The sequence below is a fragment of the Lentzea indica genome, assembly GCF_012184385.1.
Classification (GTDB): domain Bacteria; phylum Actinomycetota; class Actinomycetes; order Mycobacteriales; family Pseudonocardiaceae; genus Lentzea; species Lentzea indica.
On the sequence record NZ_VSRL01000197.1, the window covers coordinates 1 to 16592 of the forward strand.

The 16592-nt window shown below is 67.6% G+C and carries 13 protein-coding genes and 1 pseudogene; 9 read left to right on the forward strand and 5 right to left on the reverse strand.

What is annotated here, in order from left to right; all coding sequences use genetic code 11:
- Positions 1 to 84: 84 nt before the first annotated feature.
- Entirely contained in the window at positions 85 to 411 is a 327-nt protein-coding gene (locus tag FXN61_RS36130; RefSeq protein WP_167978434.1) for a DUF6204 family protein, read from the forward strand.
- Between the two features lie 142 nt (positions 412 to 553).
- Here the strand turns inward: FXN61_RS36130 and FXN61_RS36135 are convergent, their stop codons facing one another.
- A complete protein-coding gene (locus tag FXN61_RS36135) occupies positions 554 to 2686 on the reverse strand; it encodes a pectate lyase-like domain-containing protein (RefSeq protein WP_312878259.1) in 2133 nt (710 codons plus the stop codon).
- Positions 2687 to 2792: 106 nt separating this feature from the next.
- Here FXN61_RS36135 and FXN61_RS36140 point away from each other — a divergent pair, with 106 nt between their 5' ends.
- Together FXN61_RS36140 and FXN61_RS36145 are read left to right on the forward strand one after the other, a co-directional pair.
- Positions 2793 to 3308: a helix-turn-helix domain-containing protein gene (locus FXN61_RS36140; protein ID WP_223165751.1), complete on the forward strand. Its 516-nt coding sequence runs from the start codon at positions 2793 to 2795 to the stop codon at positions 3306 to 3308.
- A complete protein-coding gene (locus FXN61_RS36145) occupies positions 3283 to 3855 on the forward strand; it encodes an SRPBCC family protein (protein ID WP_167978436.1) in 573 nt (190 codons plus the stop codon). The genes FXN61_RS36140 and FXN61_RS36145 overlap by 26 nt, the downstream gene beginning before the upstream one ends.
- A gap of 4 nt (positions 3856 to 3859) precedes the next feature.
- On the opposite strand, the gene FXN61_RS36150 is transcribed toward FXN61_RS36145, so the two are convergent.
- Positions 3860 to 5047, reverse strand: a complete 1188-nt coding sequence (locus FXN61_RS36150) for a D-arabinono-1,4-lactone oxidase (RefSeq protein WP_167978437.1) — start codon at positions 5045 to 5047, stop codon at positions 3860 to 3862.
- 96 nt (positions 5048 to 5143) lie between these two features.
- On the opposite strand from FXN61_RS36150, the gene FXN61_RS36155 reads away from it, so the two are divergent.
- Together FXN61_RS36155 and FXN61_RS36160 are read left to right on the forward strand one after the other, a co-directional pair.
- Positions 5144 to 6178: a methyltransferase gene (locus tag FXN61_RS36155; protein WP_312878260.1), complete on the forward strand. Its 1035-nt coding sequence runs from the start codon at positions 5144 to 5146 to the stop codon at positions 6176 to 6178.
- A gap of 36 nt (positions 6179 to 6214) precedes the next feature.
- Positions 6215 to 7549, forward strand: coding sequence for a glycosyl hydrolase family protein (locus tag FXN61_RS36160; RefSeq protein WP_167978438.1), 1335 nt, complete (start codon positions 6215 to 6217; stop codon positions 7547 to 7549).
- Here FXN61_RS36160 and FXN61_RS36165 read toward each other — a convergent pair.
- From FXN61_RS36165 to FXN61_RS36175, 3 genes and pseudogenes are all read right to left on the reverse strand, one after another.
- Positions 7546 to 9306 carry a S1 family peptidase gene (locus FXN61_RS36165; RefSeq protein WP_167978439.1) on the reverse strand — a complete coding sequence of 587 codons (1761 nt, stop codon included), beginning with the start codon at positions 9304 to 9306 and terminating at the stop codon, positions 7546 to 7548. The two genes, FXN61_RS36160 and FXN61_RS36165, sit on opposite strands and share 4 nt — an antisense overlap.
- Positions 9307 to 9447: 141 nt before the next feature.
- Entirely contained in the window at positions 9448 to 10224 is a 777-nt protein-coding gene (locus FXN61_RS36170; protein WP_312878261.1) for a siderophore-interacting protein, read from the reverse strand.
- Positions 10221 to 12478 (reverse strand): annotated as a pseudogene (locus FXN61_RS36175) (ATP-binding cassette domain-containing protein). The gene FXN61_RS36170 and the pseudogene FXN61_RS36175 overlap by 4 nt, the downstream one beginning before the upstream one ends.
- A 78-nt stretch (positions 12479 to 12556) precedes the next feature.
- On the opposite strand from FXN61_RS36175, the gene FXN61_RS36180 reads away from it, so the two are divergent.
- From FXN61_RS36180 to FXN61_RS36195, 4 genes are all read left to right on the forward strand, one after another.
- A complete protein-coding gene (locus FXN61_RS36180) occupies positions 12557 to 13345 on the forward strand; it encodes a TetR/AcrR family transcriptional regulator C-terminal domain-containing protein (protein WP_167978440.1) in 789 nt (262 codons plus the stop codon).
- A gap of 46 nt (positions 13346 to 13391) precedes the next feature.
- Positions 13392 to 13766 (forward strand): hypothetical protein, encoded by a 375-nt coding sequence (locus FXN61_RS36185; RefSeq protein ID WP_167978441.1) that lies wholly within the window; start codon positions 13392 to 13394, stop codon positions 13764 to 13766.
- A 46-nt stretch (positions 13767 to 13812) separates the two neighbouring features.
- Positions 13813 to 14862, forward strand: a complete 1050-nt coding sequence (locus tag FXN61_RS36190; RefSeq protein ID WP_167978442.1) for an alpha/beta hydrolase family protein — start codon at positions 13813 to 13815, stop codon at positions 14860 to 14862.
- 74 nt (positions 14863 to 14936) lie between these two features.
- On the forward strand, positions 14937 to 16592 hold a 1656-nt coding region (locus FXN61_RS36195; protein ID WP_167978443.1), incomplete at its 3' end, for an outer membrane protein assembly factor BamB family protein.

A 16592-nucleotide genomic window follows, 5' to 3' on the forward strand; every position in this document is an offset into this window, starting at 1 on the left:
TCTTTTGCGTTCATAGACCATGATTCTTCCGCACTGGAGAAATCGTTCGCCACACCATCGTGCCTGCGGGCACGATGTTTCCTCGTGGCTGAACACACCTACCGGGTACTCGTCCGCGGACGCTTCGCCGACCTGACCGATGACCAGCGCTCAATGCTCCGGGAGCACCTGGAGGGCTTCGACTTCCTGCGCAGCGGCGGGTTCAGCGAGGAAGGCGCGCTGACGTTCGACGAGAAGCTCGACTTCTTCAGCTACCGCGTGATTCTCACGGCTTCGGAAAAGCCGGACGATGCGGGACTGCGGCGCGCGACCGCGGCCCTCGACGCGCTGGGCGTCGACTTCCGCGGGCTGCGCGCCACCGTCACCGACATGGACGAGATGAAGATCAACCGGCCGAAGCGGCTGGCCTGAGGGCGGTTTCGAGCCGGCTGGCAGCCCCTCCTTGCACTACCTCTACGGCACAGAGCATCCCCGTGCTCCAGTCCATGCGGACCGGAGCACGGGGATGCGTAGTCGAAAACCGCTCAGTGGAACATCAATTTTTGGGGAAACATCACGGGTAATTCGCCAGGTAGGCCTCGGTAGACCCGGCGGTCACCCTTCCACCCGAGTTGTTGATGATCCGCTCGATGGTTCCCTTACCTCCCAACGAGATCGTCACCATGCTGTGGAACTTCACGCCAGGGGTGTTCGGCACCTCGAACGCCCGGTCGGCCACCACGCTCGGGTTGGCATTGGCGAAGATGTAGCTGCCCAAGCCCCACGCCTCGTGTGTCGTGACGTTGTTGGAGACCTTGTACGCCGCGTAGCCGCGGGTTGAGCCGTTCATCCACGCCGCCTGGTTCGGCACCTCGTACGGCATCTCGTTCTGGTAGAAGTACGTCCGGCCGCCTTGGCCGTTCCAGATGGTCTGGTACTTCTGGTAATGCTCGACGAACAGGCCGTACATCGTCACGTTGTTGCCGTTGACGATCAAGCCGGTGTCCGCTCTGTTGACGTCCCAGCCGACACCGATGGAGTGGTCACCGCGCCACAGCCAGAGGTGGTCACCGATCACGTCGTGGCTGTTGACCACCAACGAGGTCGTGGCCCGTCCGACGGCCGAACCGCCGATCCGCACGTACAGGTCGTGCACCGACGTCGGGTTGGCCTGGTGGCGTGCCGTGCTGCCCGGCGCACCGATCTGCATCAGCAGCGGCGAGTTCGTCGGGGCCGCGTCGATCAGCAGGCCCGCGACCTTCACACCGTCCACATCGGCCACATCGAGCGCCATGTTCCCGTTGGTGGGCATGACCGTCGCGAGGCCCAGGCCGAAGACCACGGTGTCGGGACGGGTGACCCGGATCGGCTCGGAAACCTGGTGGATGCCCGGAGTGAGGAGCAGGTGCTTGCCGGCCGCGAGCTGCTGGTTCATCGTCGCGGCCGAAGTGCCGGGCTTGGCGATGAAGAAGTCCGACAGCGGGATGTTCGTGCCCTGCTGGTTGCCGGCGGCCCAGGTGGTGCCGCTGGTGTTGGAGCGCAGGGCGGGGACGAAGACGCTGTAGTTGCCGCTGCCGTCGATGTTCAGGAACGGCTTCTCACGCACGACAGGGGTCTGCGCGACGTTCGTGTACGGCGGCTCGGGGAACGTCGTCTGCGGGGCGTTGCGGGCGCCGACGAAGACCATGTTCCAGTTCTCGCCGGTCCACGAGCCCCACTCGGTGTTGCGCGACAGCCACTGCTGCTGTGAGCCGGAGCGGACCTGCCCGGTCACGACCGAGTCGGCGAGGAAACCACCGCTGGACCAGCCGTTGTCGTCGAGCTGCATGTTGCCGTAGACGTGCGTGCGGCGCATCGCGGAGGCCTGCGAGACGGCCCACGTGTTGGTGCCACCCGGCGGCCGGATCGCGAGGTTCTCCGCGCCACGCCAGAAGTTGTGCGTCGCGTTGCCCTCGAACCAGTCGGCCTCGACGTGGACCTGGCCGTTGATGTTGACCTGGTCCGGGTTCAGGCCGAGCCCGAGCACCTGGGTGAAGAAGCCGATGTTGACGTCGACGTTGTAGCTGCCGGGCTTGAACATGATCGCGAACCGGCGCGCGTCGTACTGACCCTCTTCCTGCTGCCGGAAGACGTCGTTGAGCCGCGCCTGGATGGTGCTGGCCGGCATCGACGGGTCGAAGATCAGCACGTTCGGGCCGAAGTCGGGCTGGCCGGGGTTCGGCGGCGTGCCGGTGCCGAGCCGGAACGCCTGGGCGTTGGTGCCGTTGCAGGTGTACTGCACCAACTGGACGTCACCGGTCGACGCGCCGGGCACGTCGAGGCACTTGCCGCTGTGGCGGCTCACGAACCGGTAGGTGTCCGTACCCACCTGTTCGGGGCGCCATTGCTGGTTGTTGGCACTGAAGGACTGCCACATGTGGATCGGCGCGTTGTCCTCGGTGGACACGTTCGAGACGTCCCAGACCGAGCCTTCGCCGACCGTGTAGTAACCGTCGCTCGTGGGCGTGAACTTCCAGGTCTGCCCAGAGCAGTTCTGTTGGCGGAGTTGTGCGCCGTTCGCCGATCCCAGCGACTCCACGCACTTTCCGCTGCCGACGTTCGTCACCTGATAAGCGGTTCCTGGCACCACGTCGGCCTGGGCCGCGATCGTCCACACAGGAACGATCGCCGCTGCTGCCAACGCTGCCACCAGCAGGGGGGTTCTCACGGGTCACAGGGTGGGGCTGGTTTGTTGCAACCGTCAACGAACCTAACTGTTTCCGGTCGTGTTCCGGTATTGACAAATGAATTTGTCAAATGGGACCGTGCTGGGCGTGGAACTCTCCCCGTTGCGGCGTTCGCTGCTGGAGCTGCTGAAGTCGCCCGCGTCGGCGACCCAGCTCGCGGCGGCGCTGGACCTGCCGCGCCAACGGGTCAACTACCACGTGCGAGCCCTGGAACAGGCAGGACTCGTCGAGCTCGTCGAGGAACGCCAGCGGCGCGGCTGCGTCGAACGCGTCCTGCGCGCCCGGCCGGGCCGTGAGATCGCGGCGGACGTCCAGGACCAGTTCGCCGCGACGCATCTGGTGTCGGTGGCCGAGGACACCGCGCGGGAGGTCGGCCGGATGACGGCGGCCGCCGCCGATGCGGGAAAGCGCTTGCTCACCTTCACCGTGGAGACGACGGTCCGCTTCGGCGCGCCCGGTGACATCCACGAGTTCACCAGCGATCTCGCCGAAGCGGTGCGGCAGATCGCGTTGAAGTACGACACCGAGTCAGGCCGCCCGTACCGGGTGGTCGCCATGGGCCATCCAGGAGTAGCAGATGATCTTCAATCAGAGCGACGCTGACGGCGTCCGCATCGAGATCACCGTCGCGGCACCGGTGGACGAGGTCTGGCGGTCCTTCCGCGACAAGGAGAAGATCTTCCACTGGCACGGCTGGGACGCGCCGGAGCTGGAGGCCGAGATCGACCTGATCTTCTTCCAGCACGCCGAGGAGGGCGAGCGCACCCTGACGGTGCAAGGTCACGACACCTTCACCCTCACGCCTGTCCCCGAGGGCACGCGCATCGTCCTGACCCGCGCGCCCAAGGGCACCTCGCCCGAGTGGGACGACTACTACGACGACATCACCGAAGGCTGGATCACGTTCATCAACCAGCTGAAGTTCGCCCACGAGTTCCACCCCGGCGAGGCCCGTCGCACGCTGTTCTGGCCGGCCGAGGTCGATCTCGGGGTGACGGGGAAGCCGTTCTTCGAGTCCGCGAACCAGCGTGGTGTCGTGGTCGAGGAGTGGGGTCCCGGTCTGCTGGTCACGAGCCAGAAGATGACCGTGGTGACGACCTACGGCTTCTCCGACGACGAGCTGGAGACGTTGCGCAAGAAGGCCGAGTAGGACGTCAGCCGAAGAAACGGGTCAGGAAGTCGTTGCGGAACACGCCCTTCGGGTCGTGTTCCCGCAGCAACCCCCGGAACGCGTCCCACTGCGGGTAACGGGCGGCCAGCAGCGTCGGCGGCACGGTGAAGAGCTTGCCCCAGTGCGGCCGCGGCGCGATCGCCTCCTCCAAGCGGGGCAGGAGAGCCAGCACGGCCGGGGTGTTCGGCACCCAGGTGAAGTGGATCGCGAGGCTTTCGCGGTCGTGGGCGGGGCTGAGCCACTGCGGTTCGGCCGACACCGTGCGGATCTCGCAGGCCTGCACGAGTGGTGAGATCACCGTGGACATCTCCGCGAGCGCGCGCAGGGCGGTGACGGCGCGGGTGCGGGGAACGAAGTACTCGGTCTGCAGCTCCTGGCCCACGGACGGGGTGAACTCGGCGCGGAAGTGGGGCAGGCGCTCGTGCCACGGGCCGGGCACGCCACCTTGAACAGTGCAGCGGGAGGGCGGCTGGCCCACCACCGGGTGGCGCGGCCCGTCGGCTTCCCTGCCGGGGAAGGCGAACGGCTCGTCACCCACGCGGTGCTTCGCCCACAGCGTCGCGCCGCCCTGCCAGTCGATGAACGCGCTGACGCTGTACGCGCCGTCGAAGATCTGCTCGAAGTTCGTCAGCAGGGTCGTCCAGGCGACGTCCTCGTAGACGGTCTGCGCGACCTCGAAGGACGGCACCACGTCCAAGGTCACCGTGGTGATGACACCCAGTCCACCGAGCGACACCGCGGCGCCGGCGGAGGTCAGTTCGACCACCGAACCGTCGGCGCGCATGACCTCGACGGACCGGACGGCGCCGGCCAGGGAGCGGCAGCCGGAGCCGTGGGTGGCGGTGGCGACCGCGCGGCGACGGTGATGTCGCGGCAGCGACGGCAGCGTGTGCAGGGCCAGGCCGGAGGCCTCCAGCAGCACGGACAGCTCGGCGAGGGTCATGCCGGCGCCGACCCGCACGGCGTGGTCCTCGACCTCGAAGACCGAGGGCATCCGCGCGAGCGACACCAGCGTGCCCACCGTGTCGGCGATCGGGCTGAACGAGTGCCCGGAACCGACCACGTGCACCGCGGACGAGCCACGGACGAGCGCGCGCAGGTCGTCGGCCGAGGCCGGTTCGACGACCTGGGTTGCGGTGAACGTGACGTTGCCCGCCCAGTTGGTCTTCATACGCACACCGTAAGCGCCTTTGCGCACTGTGTCGTGTTCCCTGTGGCTTCAGTGTGGACAGAAATTGAGTTGCCGGTGGTGGCAGGGTCGATCTACGTGGGAAACGACAACGACGTACAAGCGCTCCGGCGGATGTCCGGCCTGGTCACCCCGATGGCGCTGAGGGTCGCGGTGACCCTGGGACTGCCGGACCGCCTGCGGGCTGACCACGCTGACGCTGACCCCACCGCCGACCCGGCCGCCGCCGACCTCGCAGCCTCCGTTGCCCGGCTGGCGTCCGAACTCGACGTCAACCCGATGGCCCTGGAACTCCTCCTCGGCCACCTCGCCACCCTCGGCATCGTCGAACGCACCGGCACCGGCTACCGCACCACCGAGTTCGGCGCCCTTCTCTGCGGGGACGCCGGCAACGGCTTGAACAACTTCCTGCACCAGGAGACCGCCGCGGGCCGTGCCGACCTGGCGTTCGCCGACCTGATCCACAGCGTGCGCACCGGCGAACCCGCCTACCCGGTGCGCTACGGCCGGGACTTCTGGACCGACCTCGCCGAACAGCCCCACCTGCGCGCCGCGTTCGACCGGCAGATGACCTGGCGGATCCGGGAGGAGGTCCCGGCCTTCGTCGACGCGATCGACTGGTCCCGGTTCCCGGCGATCGTCGACGTCGGCGGTGGGCCCGGCGACCTGCTCACCGCCGTTCTGCGGGCTCATCCCGGTGTGCGCGGGCACCTCGTCGATCTGGAGGTCGCTCCGGCTCGTGCGAACTTCAGCGAGTTCGGCGACCGCGCGGAGGTGACCGCCGGCAGCTTCTTCGACCCGCTCCCCGCGGGCGGTGACGCCTATCTGCTGTTCAACGTCCTGCACAACTGGGACGACGAACAGTCCCGGCGCATCCTGGCCCGTGTCGTCGAGGCCATGCCGAGGTCCGGTCGTCTCCTGGTCGTGGAATCCATCCGAGGTGTGGGGGCCTCAACCGAGATGGACCTGGTCATGCTGGTGCACTTCGGCGGGTGGGAACGCAGCGTCGAGGAGTTCCAGAACCTGGCTTCACCAACTGGTTTGGCGCTCGAATCGGTAATCGAGGTGACGGAGGGCCGGTCGGTGCTCGTTTTCCGCAGACATCCGATCTAAAGTCGAATACCGCCGCCGCCCGACGAAGGGACTCCCATGCGTGGAGCAGCGGTCGTAGCGGCCCTGTTGATCGTGTTCAGCGGTGCGCCGGCGCAGGCGGCGCCGGCTGTGAGCGTGCAGGTGGATCCGGCGAGCAAGAGTCAGGTCGGCAGGGACTTCGCCGGCTTCAGCTACGAGAAGGACCGGGTCGGTGCGCGGATGTTCAACGCCCGCAACGCCGACCTGGTCCGGCTCTTCCGGTTGCTCGGTCCGAGCCTGCTGCGCATCGGCGGCAACCTCGTGGACATGACCACGTGGAAGCCGGACGGCTCGGGTGGCGTGGCGACCGAGGTGGCGCCGTCCGACATCCGCGAGCTCGCGCTGTTCGCCAAAGCCACGGGCTGGAAGGTCATCTACGGCATCAACCTCAAGACCAACACCCCGGAGGCCGCCGCCGACGAGGCAGCGGTCGCCGCGAAGGTCCTCGGCAAGGACCTGGTGGCGTTCGAGGTCGGCAACGAGCCGAACGTCTACGTCAAGACGTGGCCCGAGTACGAGGCGCTGTTCACGAAGTTCGCCGACGCCATCAGGGCCAAGGTGCCGGACGCGAAGTTCGACGGCCCCGGCGAGGCCAACAAGACGGCGTGGGCGATGGACTTCGGCCGCACGCAGAAGGACCGCGGCGCGACGATCCTCTCCACGCACCAGTACATCGCCCGCAACGACAAGGCCTCGATCCCGGACATGCTCGCGTCGAACAAGTCCGGACGGCTGCCCACCGCGTCCGCCGCGATGCAGAAAGCCCGGGAAGCCAACGGAATCAAGCAGTGGCGCGTCACCGAGGCGAACAACTACTACCACGGTGGCGCGGCCGGTGTGAGCGACGTGCAGGCGGCGGCGCTGTGGTCGCTGGACTACATGTCGGGTGTCGCGGCGCAGCAGGGTTCTGGCATCAACTTCCACGGCGGCACGTCGGTCCAGTTCCCGCTGCACTACTCGCCGATCAAGTACGACGGACTCAATCCCGTTGGTGTGCAAGGGGTCTACTACGGCGAGCTGCTGTGGAAGCTGGCCGGTCCTGGTGCCTATCACGCGGCGAGCGTGACCGGTGCTGACGAGGTCACGGCGTGGGGGATCGGCAACAACGCGTTCGTCAACAACAAGAGCACGGCAGCCGTCACCGCGACGATCACGCTTCTCGCCAAAGCACATCACGCCAGGGTCTACGTGCTGACCGCGCCGAAGCTGGACTCGACGGCGATCACGATCGCGGGGTCGAAGGTGGAGAAGAACGCGAAGTTCACCCCGCGCCCGCAGAACGTGAAGGTGACCGGCACGACGACCACGGTCGACGTGCCGGCCGGCAGTGCCGTCCTGGTGGTCACTCGCTAGCGGGCCGCGGTGAGGGAGGTGGCGGCCTCCACGGTCTTGACGGTCGCGCGTTCGATCGTGGCCGCGGGAATCACCTGGGGCGGTGACGCGTACCCGGACAGGAACAACGCGACGTTGAGTGCGATCTCGGTTGCGCTGTTCTGGTCCCAGTAGGCGAACTCGAGCCAGTTGATGTCCATGAAGACCGCCAGGCGGCCGCCACCGATCACGTCGTCGGCGCCCCACACTCCGGCGACGGGGACCGTTCCGTCAGGGGCATGGGCGAACACGTTGTCCCCGCTGACGTTGGCCATGCCACCGGGCGCGCTCACCGTCCACGTGTCGAGCGTCGCCGGCCTCGTCGCCACCTGGCCGGTCGCCGCTGGGTTGACGGAGACCTTGCCTGTTGCAAAGAAAGGATCACCCTGGTTGCCGACCGTGATGCCGCCGACCGACACGACGAGCTGGTTGACGATCGAGGTGACGCTGGCGTTGAGCGGTTCACAGCAGGGACGTTCGCCGGTGAGGTAGAGGCCGCGGCCACTCTTCGCGAAGGCCACGAGCGCTGTGATGTCCTGCTCGGACAACGCGTCGGTGCTGACGTGGTAGGCGGCACCGAAGCCGCTGAGGTCGGCCGGCAGGGAGTTCGACACCTCGGTCTCGTATCCGGCCGTGGACAGCGTTGCCGCGAGGTTGTTCCTCGGCTCGACCATGCCGTAGTCGCCGGTGCCGAACACCAGGACCTTCTTCGGCCCGCATTCGGCGAGGGCTGACCGGAGCGGGATCAACGCGATGCCGGCGCCGGGCAGGTTGGTCACCGTGTGGCCGGTGGCGGTCAGGCACTCGTACGTGCCGCCGTCCGGGATGCTCGTGCGGAAGCCGTTCGCGTCAAGCAGCCACGACTCCGCTGTCTGCGGGTCACGGACGATGCGGCCAGGCGGCAGGTCCGGGATGCCCGTCGTGCTGCGCAGCCACGGCAGAGTGTCGGTATCGCCGACGAACTCGCCGTACTGCCGTTCCACCTGTCCGTCGAGGAATTGACCGCTGAACACAACCGATAGCAGGGGAGACCCGTCCACCTCGGTCACCCACGGGCCGCCGCTGTCCCCGGCGCCACCACCCTGCGGTGTGCCGGCTTCTCCCAAGCACGCCCGGCCGAGGGTGCCGACGAGACAGTCGGTGTAGAGCAGGTTCTCGCCGGTCTTGGTCGATCGCAGCGTGCCGGTCTTCTGGTGCTCGGCTTTGGCCTCGTCGTACGGCTTCGTCCAGCCGTACCCGTACAACTTCGCCGGCGTGCTGTTGGGAGCGGCTGCCGGGGACGGAAGGACCCAGAGCGGCTTGACCGATGCTGGTTTGCTCAGCCGCAGCAGCGCTATGTCGTTGTCTTTCGAGCGTGGAACCTGGCGGTAGTTCAGCGTCTCGATCCTGGTCACGTCGAACTTCTGGCCCTTGTTCTGGCTGTTCGTCTGTCCCAGATGGACCGTGACGCCCTTGGGTGCCATGACGGTGTAGGAACCGTTGTCATCGGGATCGCTCGCCACGCAGTGTGCGGCGGTGACGATCCACTGCGGTGCGATGAGCGAACCAGTGCACGTCGAGGTTTCCGTTTCCCGGCTGAGAAATCCCTTCTTGGTCTTCATCTCGAGAAAGGCGGTCCACGGTGGTGCGGGCGACGCGATCTCACCCCCGATGATCGCGTTGGCGGTCGCGCCGACCCCCACCAGTGGTGCACCAAGAAGGACAACACTTGCGTAGATCGCCAGGCGAGCTGGTCGCATGGGGCCTCCTTCGTCGAGCCGTTTCCGGCTCGCCGAGCCCGCCAACTCGGCTGCGTGTGTTACGCCACCTCCTTCGGACGTGGATCCATTCCTGTTACATGGATGTTCTTGCGGGCCATAAGGATTCTCGCTGAGGGCGAATCAGAGTGCCTGGAGACGTTCCTGGGCCTCGGCGAGGTCGTCGGCGGTGGGGGCGTCGTCCTGGGTGAGGGAACGCCGCCAGTAGCCGGCGAACTCGATGTCCTTCTTGGGCACGCCCAGGCCGACGAAGTGCCTGCGCAGCGCACGCACGGCGGAGGCCTCGCCGCCGAGCCACACCCACACCGACGACGGGACCTCGACCGCCGACACCACCGAGACCAGGTCCTCCCCGGCACTGCGGTGCACCCACCGCACGCCGGGGACGTCCTGCTCCTCCAACGGATCCGCGACCTCGACGAACGTGAGGAACCGCTGCGAGGACGGCAGCAGCTCCAGCAGTGAGCCGATCGCGGGCAACGCCGTCTCGTCGCCCGCGAACACCAGCAGGTCCGCGGTGCCGAGCGGGCGGGCGTAGTCACGCGACGGGCCGAACCGGCCGATGACGTCACCTGGCTGGGCGCGGAGGGCCCACCGAGAGGCAGGTCCGTTGTCGCCGTGCAGCACGAAGTCGACGGTCAGCACGCCGTCGGCCAACGACCGGACGGTGAAGCTGCGCATCCACGGCCGTTCGGACTCGGGCATGGCCATGTAGGCCTGGTACCAGGTGCCGACGTCGGGGGAGTCCGACACGTGCGCGGAGCAGCCGGGCTTGGGAAAGAGCAGCTTGAGCTGCTGGTCCGGCCAGGTGCCGATTTCGGCGAGTCCGTCGCCGGTGAACGTCATCCGCGTCATGCGCGGGGTGACCGGCCGGACCGAGGTGACGGTCAGCAGGCTCACGACAGGTACTGCTTCAGGTGCTGGGCGGTGAGGGTGTCCGAGTCCGAGACGAGCTCGCCCGGTGTGCCGGAGAAGACGACCTGGCCGCCGTCGTGCCCGGCGCCGGGGCCCATGTCGACGATCCAGTCGGCGTGCGCCATCACGGCCAGGTGGTGCTCGATCACGATCACCGTGTTGCCGGCGTCGATCAGCTGGTCGAGCAGCCCGAGCAGCTGGTCGACGTCCGCGAGGTGCAGGCCGGACGTCGGTTCGTCCATCACGTAGGTCGAGGCCTTCTCCGCCATGTGGATCGCGAGCTTCAACCGCTGCCGTTCACCGCCGGACAGCGTGGTCAGCGGCTGGCCCAGCGAGAGGTACGACAGGCCGACGTCGTGCAGGCGGCTGAGCACCGTGTGCGCCTGACCGGACGGGAAGAACTCGCGCGCTTCGGCCACGGACATGCCGAGAACCTCGCTGATGTTCTTGCCCCGCAACGTGTAGCGCAGCACCTCGGGCGTGAACCGCTTGCCCTCGCACTTCTCGCAGACCGTGGCGACGCCGGCCATCATCGCCAGGTCGGTGTAGACGAGCCCGATGCCCTTGCAGTGCGTACAAGCCCCCTCGGAGTTCGCGCTGAACAACGCCGCCTTCACGCCGTTGGCCTTGGCGAACGCGGTCCGCACGGAGTCGAGCAGACCCGTGTAGGTGGCGGGGTTGGATCGGCGTGACCCGCGGATGGCCGACTGGTCCACCGTCACCACGCCCGGCCGCTTGCGCAGCGAACCGTGGATCAGCGAGGACTTGCCGGATCCTGCGACACCGGTGACCACGGTCAGCACCCCGAGCGGGAGGTCGACCGAGACGTCCTTCAGGTTGTTCAACCTGGCGCCGTTGATCGTCAGGAAACCCTTGGGGGAGCGGAACTCCGCCCGCAGCTTCGCCCGGTGGTCGAGGTGCCGTCCCGTCAACGTGCCAGAGGTCCGCAGCCCGGCCACGTCACCGGAGTAGCAGACGTGCCCGCCGTGGACGCCCGCGCCGGGCCCGAGGTCGACCACGTGATCGCGATCGCGATCGTCTCCGGCTTGTGCTCGACGACGAGGACGGTGTTCCCCTTGTCCCGCAGGCGGAGCAGGAGGTTGTTCATCCGCTGGATGTCGTGCGGGTGCAGGCCGACGGTCGGCTCGTCGAACACGTAGGTGATGTCGGTCAGCGAGGATCCCAGGTGCCGCACCATCTTCACGCGCTGCGACTCGCCGCCGGACAGCGTGCCGGACTCGCGGTCCAGCGACAGGTACCCGAGGCCGATCTCGACCAGTGAGTCCAGCGTGTTGCGCAACGTCGCCAGCAGCGGCGCCACGGACGGGTCGTCGATGGAGTGCGCGAACTGCGCGAGGTCGCTGATCTGCATCGCGCAGCAGTCCGCGATGTTCACGCCGCGGATCTTCGAGTTGAGCGCGGCTTCGTTGAGGCGTGCGCCCTTGCAGTTCTCGCAGGTCGCGAACGTCACCGCCCGATCGACGAACGCCCTGATGTGCGGCTGCATGGACTCGCGGTCCTTGCTGAGGATCGTCCGCTGCAGCTTCGGGATCAGACCCTCGTAGGTGACGTTGGTGCCGCCGATGGTCAGCTTCGTGATCGGCTTGTGGAGGAAGTCGTCCAGCTCCTGCTCGGTGAACTCCCGGATCGGCCGGTCAGCGGGGTAGAGGCCGGAGTGGGCGAGCACCCGCCAGTACCAGGTGTCGACGCCGTAGTTCGGGGCGTCGATCGCGCCGTCGTTGAGTGACTTCGAGCGATCCACGATCGCGTCCACGTCGATGGTGGTGACCTTGCCCAGGCCCTCGCACGCAGGACACATGCCCTCCGGCAGGTTGAAGCTGAACGCGCCGGACGTGCCGACGTACGGCTGACCGAGCCTGCTGAACACGATCCGGAGCATGGTGTGCGCGTCGGTCGCCGTGCCGACGGTCGAGCGGGAGTTCGCGCCCATCCGCTCCTGGTCGACGATGATCGCCGCGCTCAGGTTGTGCAACGCGTCCACGTCAGGACGCCCGATGGACGGCATGAAGGACTGCAGGAATGCGGTGTAGGTCTCGTTGATCATGCGCTGCGACTCGGCCGCGATCGTGCCGAAGACCAGCGAGGACTTGCCGGAACCGGACACGCCGGTGAAGACGGTCAGGCGGCGCTTGGGGACGTCGAGCGACACGTCCGCGAGGTTGTTCTCCCTCGCCCCGCGGACCTGGATCACGTCATGGCTGTCGGCGACAGCATTCACAGCTGCTTCCCCCAATGATTCTTTATGCCGTAAAGTATCGACTGGTCAGGTTACTTTACGCCGTAAGGAGTCGCAACCGTGGTGGTCTACGCCGGTCAGGGCGATCCGCGCCGGTCCATCGAGCTGCTCTGGCGCGGGTCCGTCGCGGAGGGCGTCCGCCCTGGTCCGAAGCCCGGACTGAGCGTGGACGCGATCGTCGACGCCGGCATCGCGGTCGCCGACGAGCACGGCATGGCCTTTTCGATGCGCGCGGTGGGGGAGAGGCTCGGCCGCACCGCCATGGCCCTCTACACGTACGTGCCGGGCAAGAACGAGCTGATCGACCTCATGTACGACCGCACGATGGCCGAGCTGCCGTCGTCCTACTCGCTCGAAGACGGCTGGCGCCCCGCCGTGACGCAGTGGGCGCACGACATGTGGGAGTTCTACGGCCGCCATCCGTGGGTGCTGCAGGTGTCGCAGGCCCGCCCGGTTCTCGGCCCGCACGAGTTCGCCGTGATCGAGGCCCTGGCCAGGATTCTGGTGTCCACCGGCCTGCCGGGCCGGCAGCTGCGCGGCATCGTCGGCGCCATCAACTACTTCGTGCGCGGCGCCGCCCAGACCGTCGCAGAGGCGCGTGCCGCGGGTGGCGAGACCGGTGAGGCCGACGAGGAGTGGTGGTACGCGCGGTCCGCCGTGCTGCTGGAGATCGAGCCCGAGCTCGAGAAGAAGTTCCCGATGCTGCACCTGCTGGAGAACGACCGCGAGCCGGTCGATCCCGAGCTGCCGTATCTGGAGAACGACGCCGTCGAGAACTTCCGCGGCGGCCTGCGGGTGTTGCTGGACGGTGTCGAGGGCGCTGTCGGGGGCGCTGTGGCAAAACCGTGACAAAGTCCGGACCTCGGGCGCACATGGGCTCGATGAGATCGTGTCCATGGCAATCGTGCCCAGAGTCCTGGTGGCCGTCGTGTGCGCGATGGTGCTGACCGCGCCGAGCACCGCGGCCACCACCTCGTTGGACGACTACCGGCCCGCGATCATGAGGATGGAGTACGCGGTCGGGGACCTGACCGCCGAAGTGCACGCGCCCCGCACTCTCGTCGGCGTACTGCCGCTGGTGTTCAACTTCCGCGGGTACGACTACCTGGCGCGGGACATGGCGCGGCGGGGGTTCGTGGTCGTGCTGGTGAGCGATCGCCTGTCGCTGGACCGGCATGCGCAGTTGTGGCGTGAGCTGGACGCGGGTGCCGGTCCGTTGGCGGAACGGTTCCGGGGGTTCGCGGGGCACTTCTCTGTGGCAGAACCGTGACACGGTCCTCACAAGACGCCCACAACTGATCGATGAGATCACCGGCATGGCAATTGGAAAAGTCGCGATGGCTGTCGCGTGCGCGATGGTGCTGTCCGCGCCGGCCGCCTCTGCTGCCCCCGGCGAGCAGAGCTCCGGAGTCAGAAAGGTCGAGTACTCGCTCGGTGACCGGGCCTTTCACGTGCCCGGCTTTCACACCGAGCCGGGCGGTCCCGTCGCGGACCTCGAACTCACCGCGGTCGTGCACGCACCGCGCACGCTCGTCGGCAAACGGCCGTTGGTGCTGCTCGCGCACGGCTACTGGAAAACGTGCCGGAACGAAGAGCAATGGGTCTGGCCGTGCCCGCAGGGAGACTCCTTCCCCAGCTACCGCGGCTACGACTACCTGGCACAGGAGCTGGCGCGTCAGGGTTTGGTGGTCGTGTCGATGAGTGCCAACGGCGTGAACGCGGGCGAGCTGGGCCAACCGGCGGACGTGGCGCGCGCGGAGCTCATGAGCAAGCACCTCGAGATGTGGCGTGACCTCAACGAAGGCAGAGGTCCGCTCGCCGACCGGCTGCACGGGTTCCGGGGTCACGTCGATCTGACGAACGTCGGCACACTCGGCCACTCTCGCGGTGGACGTGGTGCGGTCTACCAGGCCTCGGACAAGCGTGCGAGCGAACTGCCTTCCGGCGTGCGGATCAGGGCGGTGCTCCCATTGGCTCCGGCCGGTTACTACGCGCCGGACCCCGAGGCCCCCGAGAACCTCGACTACCTCATCACGAAGATCCCGTTCGCGGTCATGGCCGGGGAATGCGACTCCATCGCCGGGCAGGCGGCCACCTACGTCCGCAACGCCCAGGGCCGCAACCTCGTCCCGATCCACCACGTCACGCCGAAACGGGCGAACCACAACTTCTTCAACACCGAGTGGTCCTACGACCACGACGGCTTGTGCGAAGGGACTCCCACGCTCACCCCGGAGGAACAGCGGAAGGTCGCCACGACCTACATCCCGGCGTTCTTCCGCCAGTACCTGTACGGCTGGCAGAACCCGATCGTCAGCCGAGGCTATCCGGGCGTCGAGGTCGTGACGCATCAACCGATCGGTTAAGCCTCAACACGACTTTGGGGGGTCGTGTCCCCCTTCCGCTGCTGCCAAGGTTGGTGGCGGAAGGGGGAAATTCCATGCTCAAGACCACAGCGCTGCTCACGGCAGCGCTAGTAGTGCTGACCGCCGCACCCGCCACTGCCCACGCGAACGGCGACTGGGCCGGTTGGCAGAAGGACCTCAACGGTTCCCGGCACAACGCCGCGGAGTGGCGCCTCAACGCAGGCAACGCCGGCAAGCTCAAGCTGAAATGGGCGTTCGCCTACAACAAGGGCGAGTTCAACGCCGTCCGCAGCCAGCCGGCCGTCGTGGGCGACACCATCTACTTCGGTGGCCCGGACGGGAAGTTCTACGCCCGTGACGCGCGCACCGGCCGGGCCAAGTGGGAGTTCACGCTCCCACAAGCGAGCCGGTACGCCTACAACTCCGACGGGCCGACCGTGGCCGGCGGCAAGGTGTTCTTCGGTGACAGCGCGGGCCGGTTGTTCGCGCTCGACCAGCGGACCGGCCAGAAGCGCTGGCAGGCCCAGATGGACGACACCATCGCCTCGATGACGACCAGCTCGCCGATCGTCCACAACGGACTGGTGTACGTCGGCACGTCCAGCGGCGAGAACGTGTTGCCGCGCGACTACCCGTGCTGCACCTTCCGCGGGCACATCGACGCCTACGACGTCGACACCGGCGCGCTGGTCTGGCGCCACTACACGGTGCCGGAACCCGTCGAGGTCGGGACATGGCCCAACGGCGCCAAGCGGTTCGAGCCGTCCGGTGTCGGTGTGTGGAGCTCGCCGGTGATCGACCGCAGGACCGGCACGCTCTACGTCGGCACCGGCCAGAACTACACCGGCAAGGGCGGCGAGTTCGACTCGCTGCTCGCGCTCAACGCCCGCACCGGCGCGGTGAAGTGGACCAACCAGGTCACCGACGCCGACACGTGGCGCTGGGCGTGCAACGAGCCGGACCCAGAGGGGTACTGCCCGGGACTCAAGGACGGCACCAACCTCGACTACGACATCGGTGCCACGCCGAACCTGTTCGAGGTCGGCGGCCGCCAGCTCGTCGGCGTCGGACAGAAGTCCGGTGTGTACCACGTTTTCGACGCCAAGACCGGCCAGGTCGTGTGGCGTCGTCAGCTCGGTGTGCCGCTGCCCAGCGGTGGTGTCTCCGGCATCCAGTGGGGGTCGAGCTACGACGGCAAGCGGCTCTACATCGCCACCTACTACGCCGATCCCGGCAAGCTGTTCGCGGTGGATCCCGCTACCGGCGCCGTCCTGTGGGAGACCCCGGCACCCACCGACGGCTGCTCCACGGGTGGCGCGGCCGGCCAGCCGGGATGTGCGCCGGCGCACGGTGTTCCGGTGTCCAGCTCGCCCGGTGTGGTGTGGCTGGGCGCGCAGGACGGCAAGTTCCGCGCGTACGACGCGAAGACCGGCAAGATCCTCTGGTCGTACGACACGATCCAGGACGTTCGTGGCGTCAACGGCCTGACCGGGCGGGGCGGCGTGATGGCCGGTCCCGGCACGGGCGCGGTGGTGTCGGACGGCATGGTCTACGTGCAGTCGGGCTATCACTCGGACTTCGTGAACCCGAACGGGCACGTGCTACTGGCGTTCGGTCTGCCCCAACGTCGCGTCGTCCGGCTCGGCGCGCTCGACACCGCGGACGTGCGCGACCTCGTGGTGCTGGAGACCAACCTCGACGACGTCACCGGCGAAGTCCTCGGTTACGTC

Coding starts and splice junctions, on each gene's coding strand:
- FXN61_RS36185 (WP_167978441.1), top strand. CDS start 13,392: ATGGCAATCGTGCCCAGAGTCCTGGTGGCCGTCGTGTGCGCGATGGTG.
- FXN61_RS36165 (WP_167978439.1), bottom strand. CDS start 9,306: ATGCGACCAGCTCGCCTGGCGATCTACGCAAGTGTTGTCCTTCTTGGT.
- FXN61_RS36190 (WP_167978442.1), top strand. CDS start 13,813: ATGGCAATTGGAAAAGTCGCGATGGCTGTCGCGTGCGCGATGGTGCTG.
- FXN61_RS36150 (WP_167978437.1), bottom strand. CDS start 5,047: ATGAAGACCAACTGGGCGGGCAACGTCACGTTCACCGCAACCCAGGTC.
- FXN61_RS36160 (WP_167978438.1), top strand. CDS start 6,215: ATGCGTGGAGCAGCGGTCGTAGCGGCCCTGTTGATCGTGTTCAGCGGT.
- FXN61_RS36145 (WP_167978436.1), top strand. CDS start 3,283: ATGATCTTCAATCAGAGCGACGCTGACGGCGTCCGCATCGAGATCACC.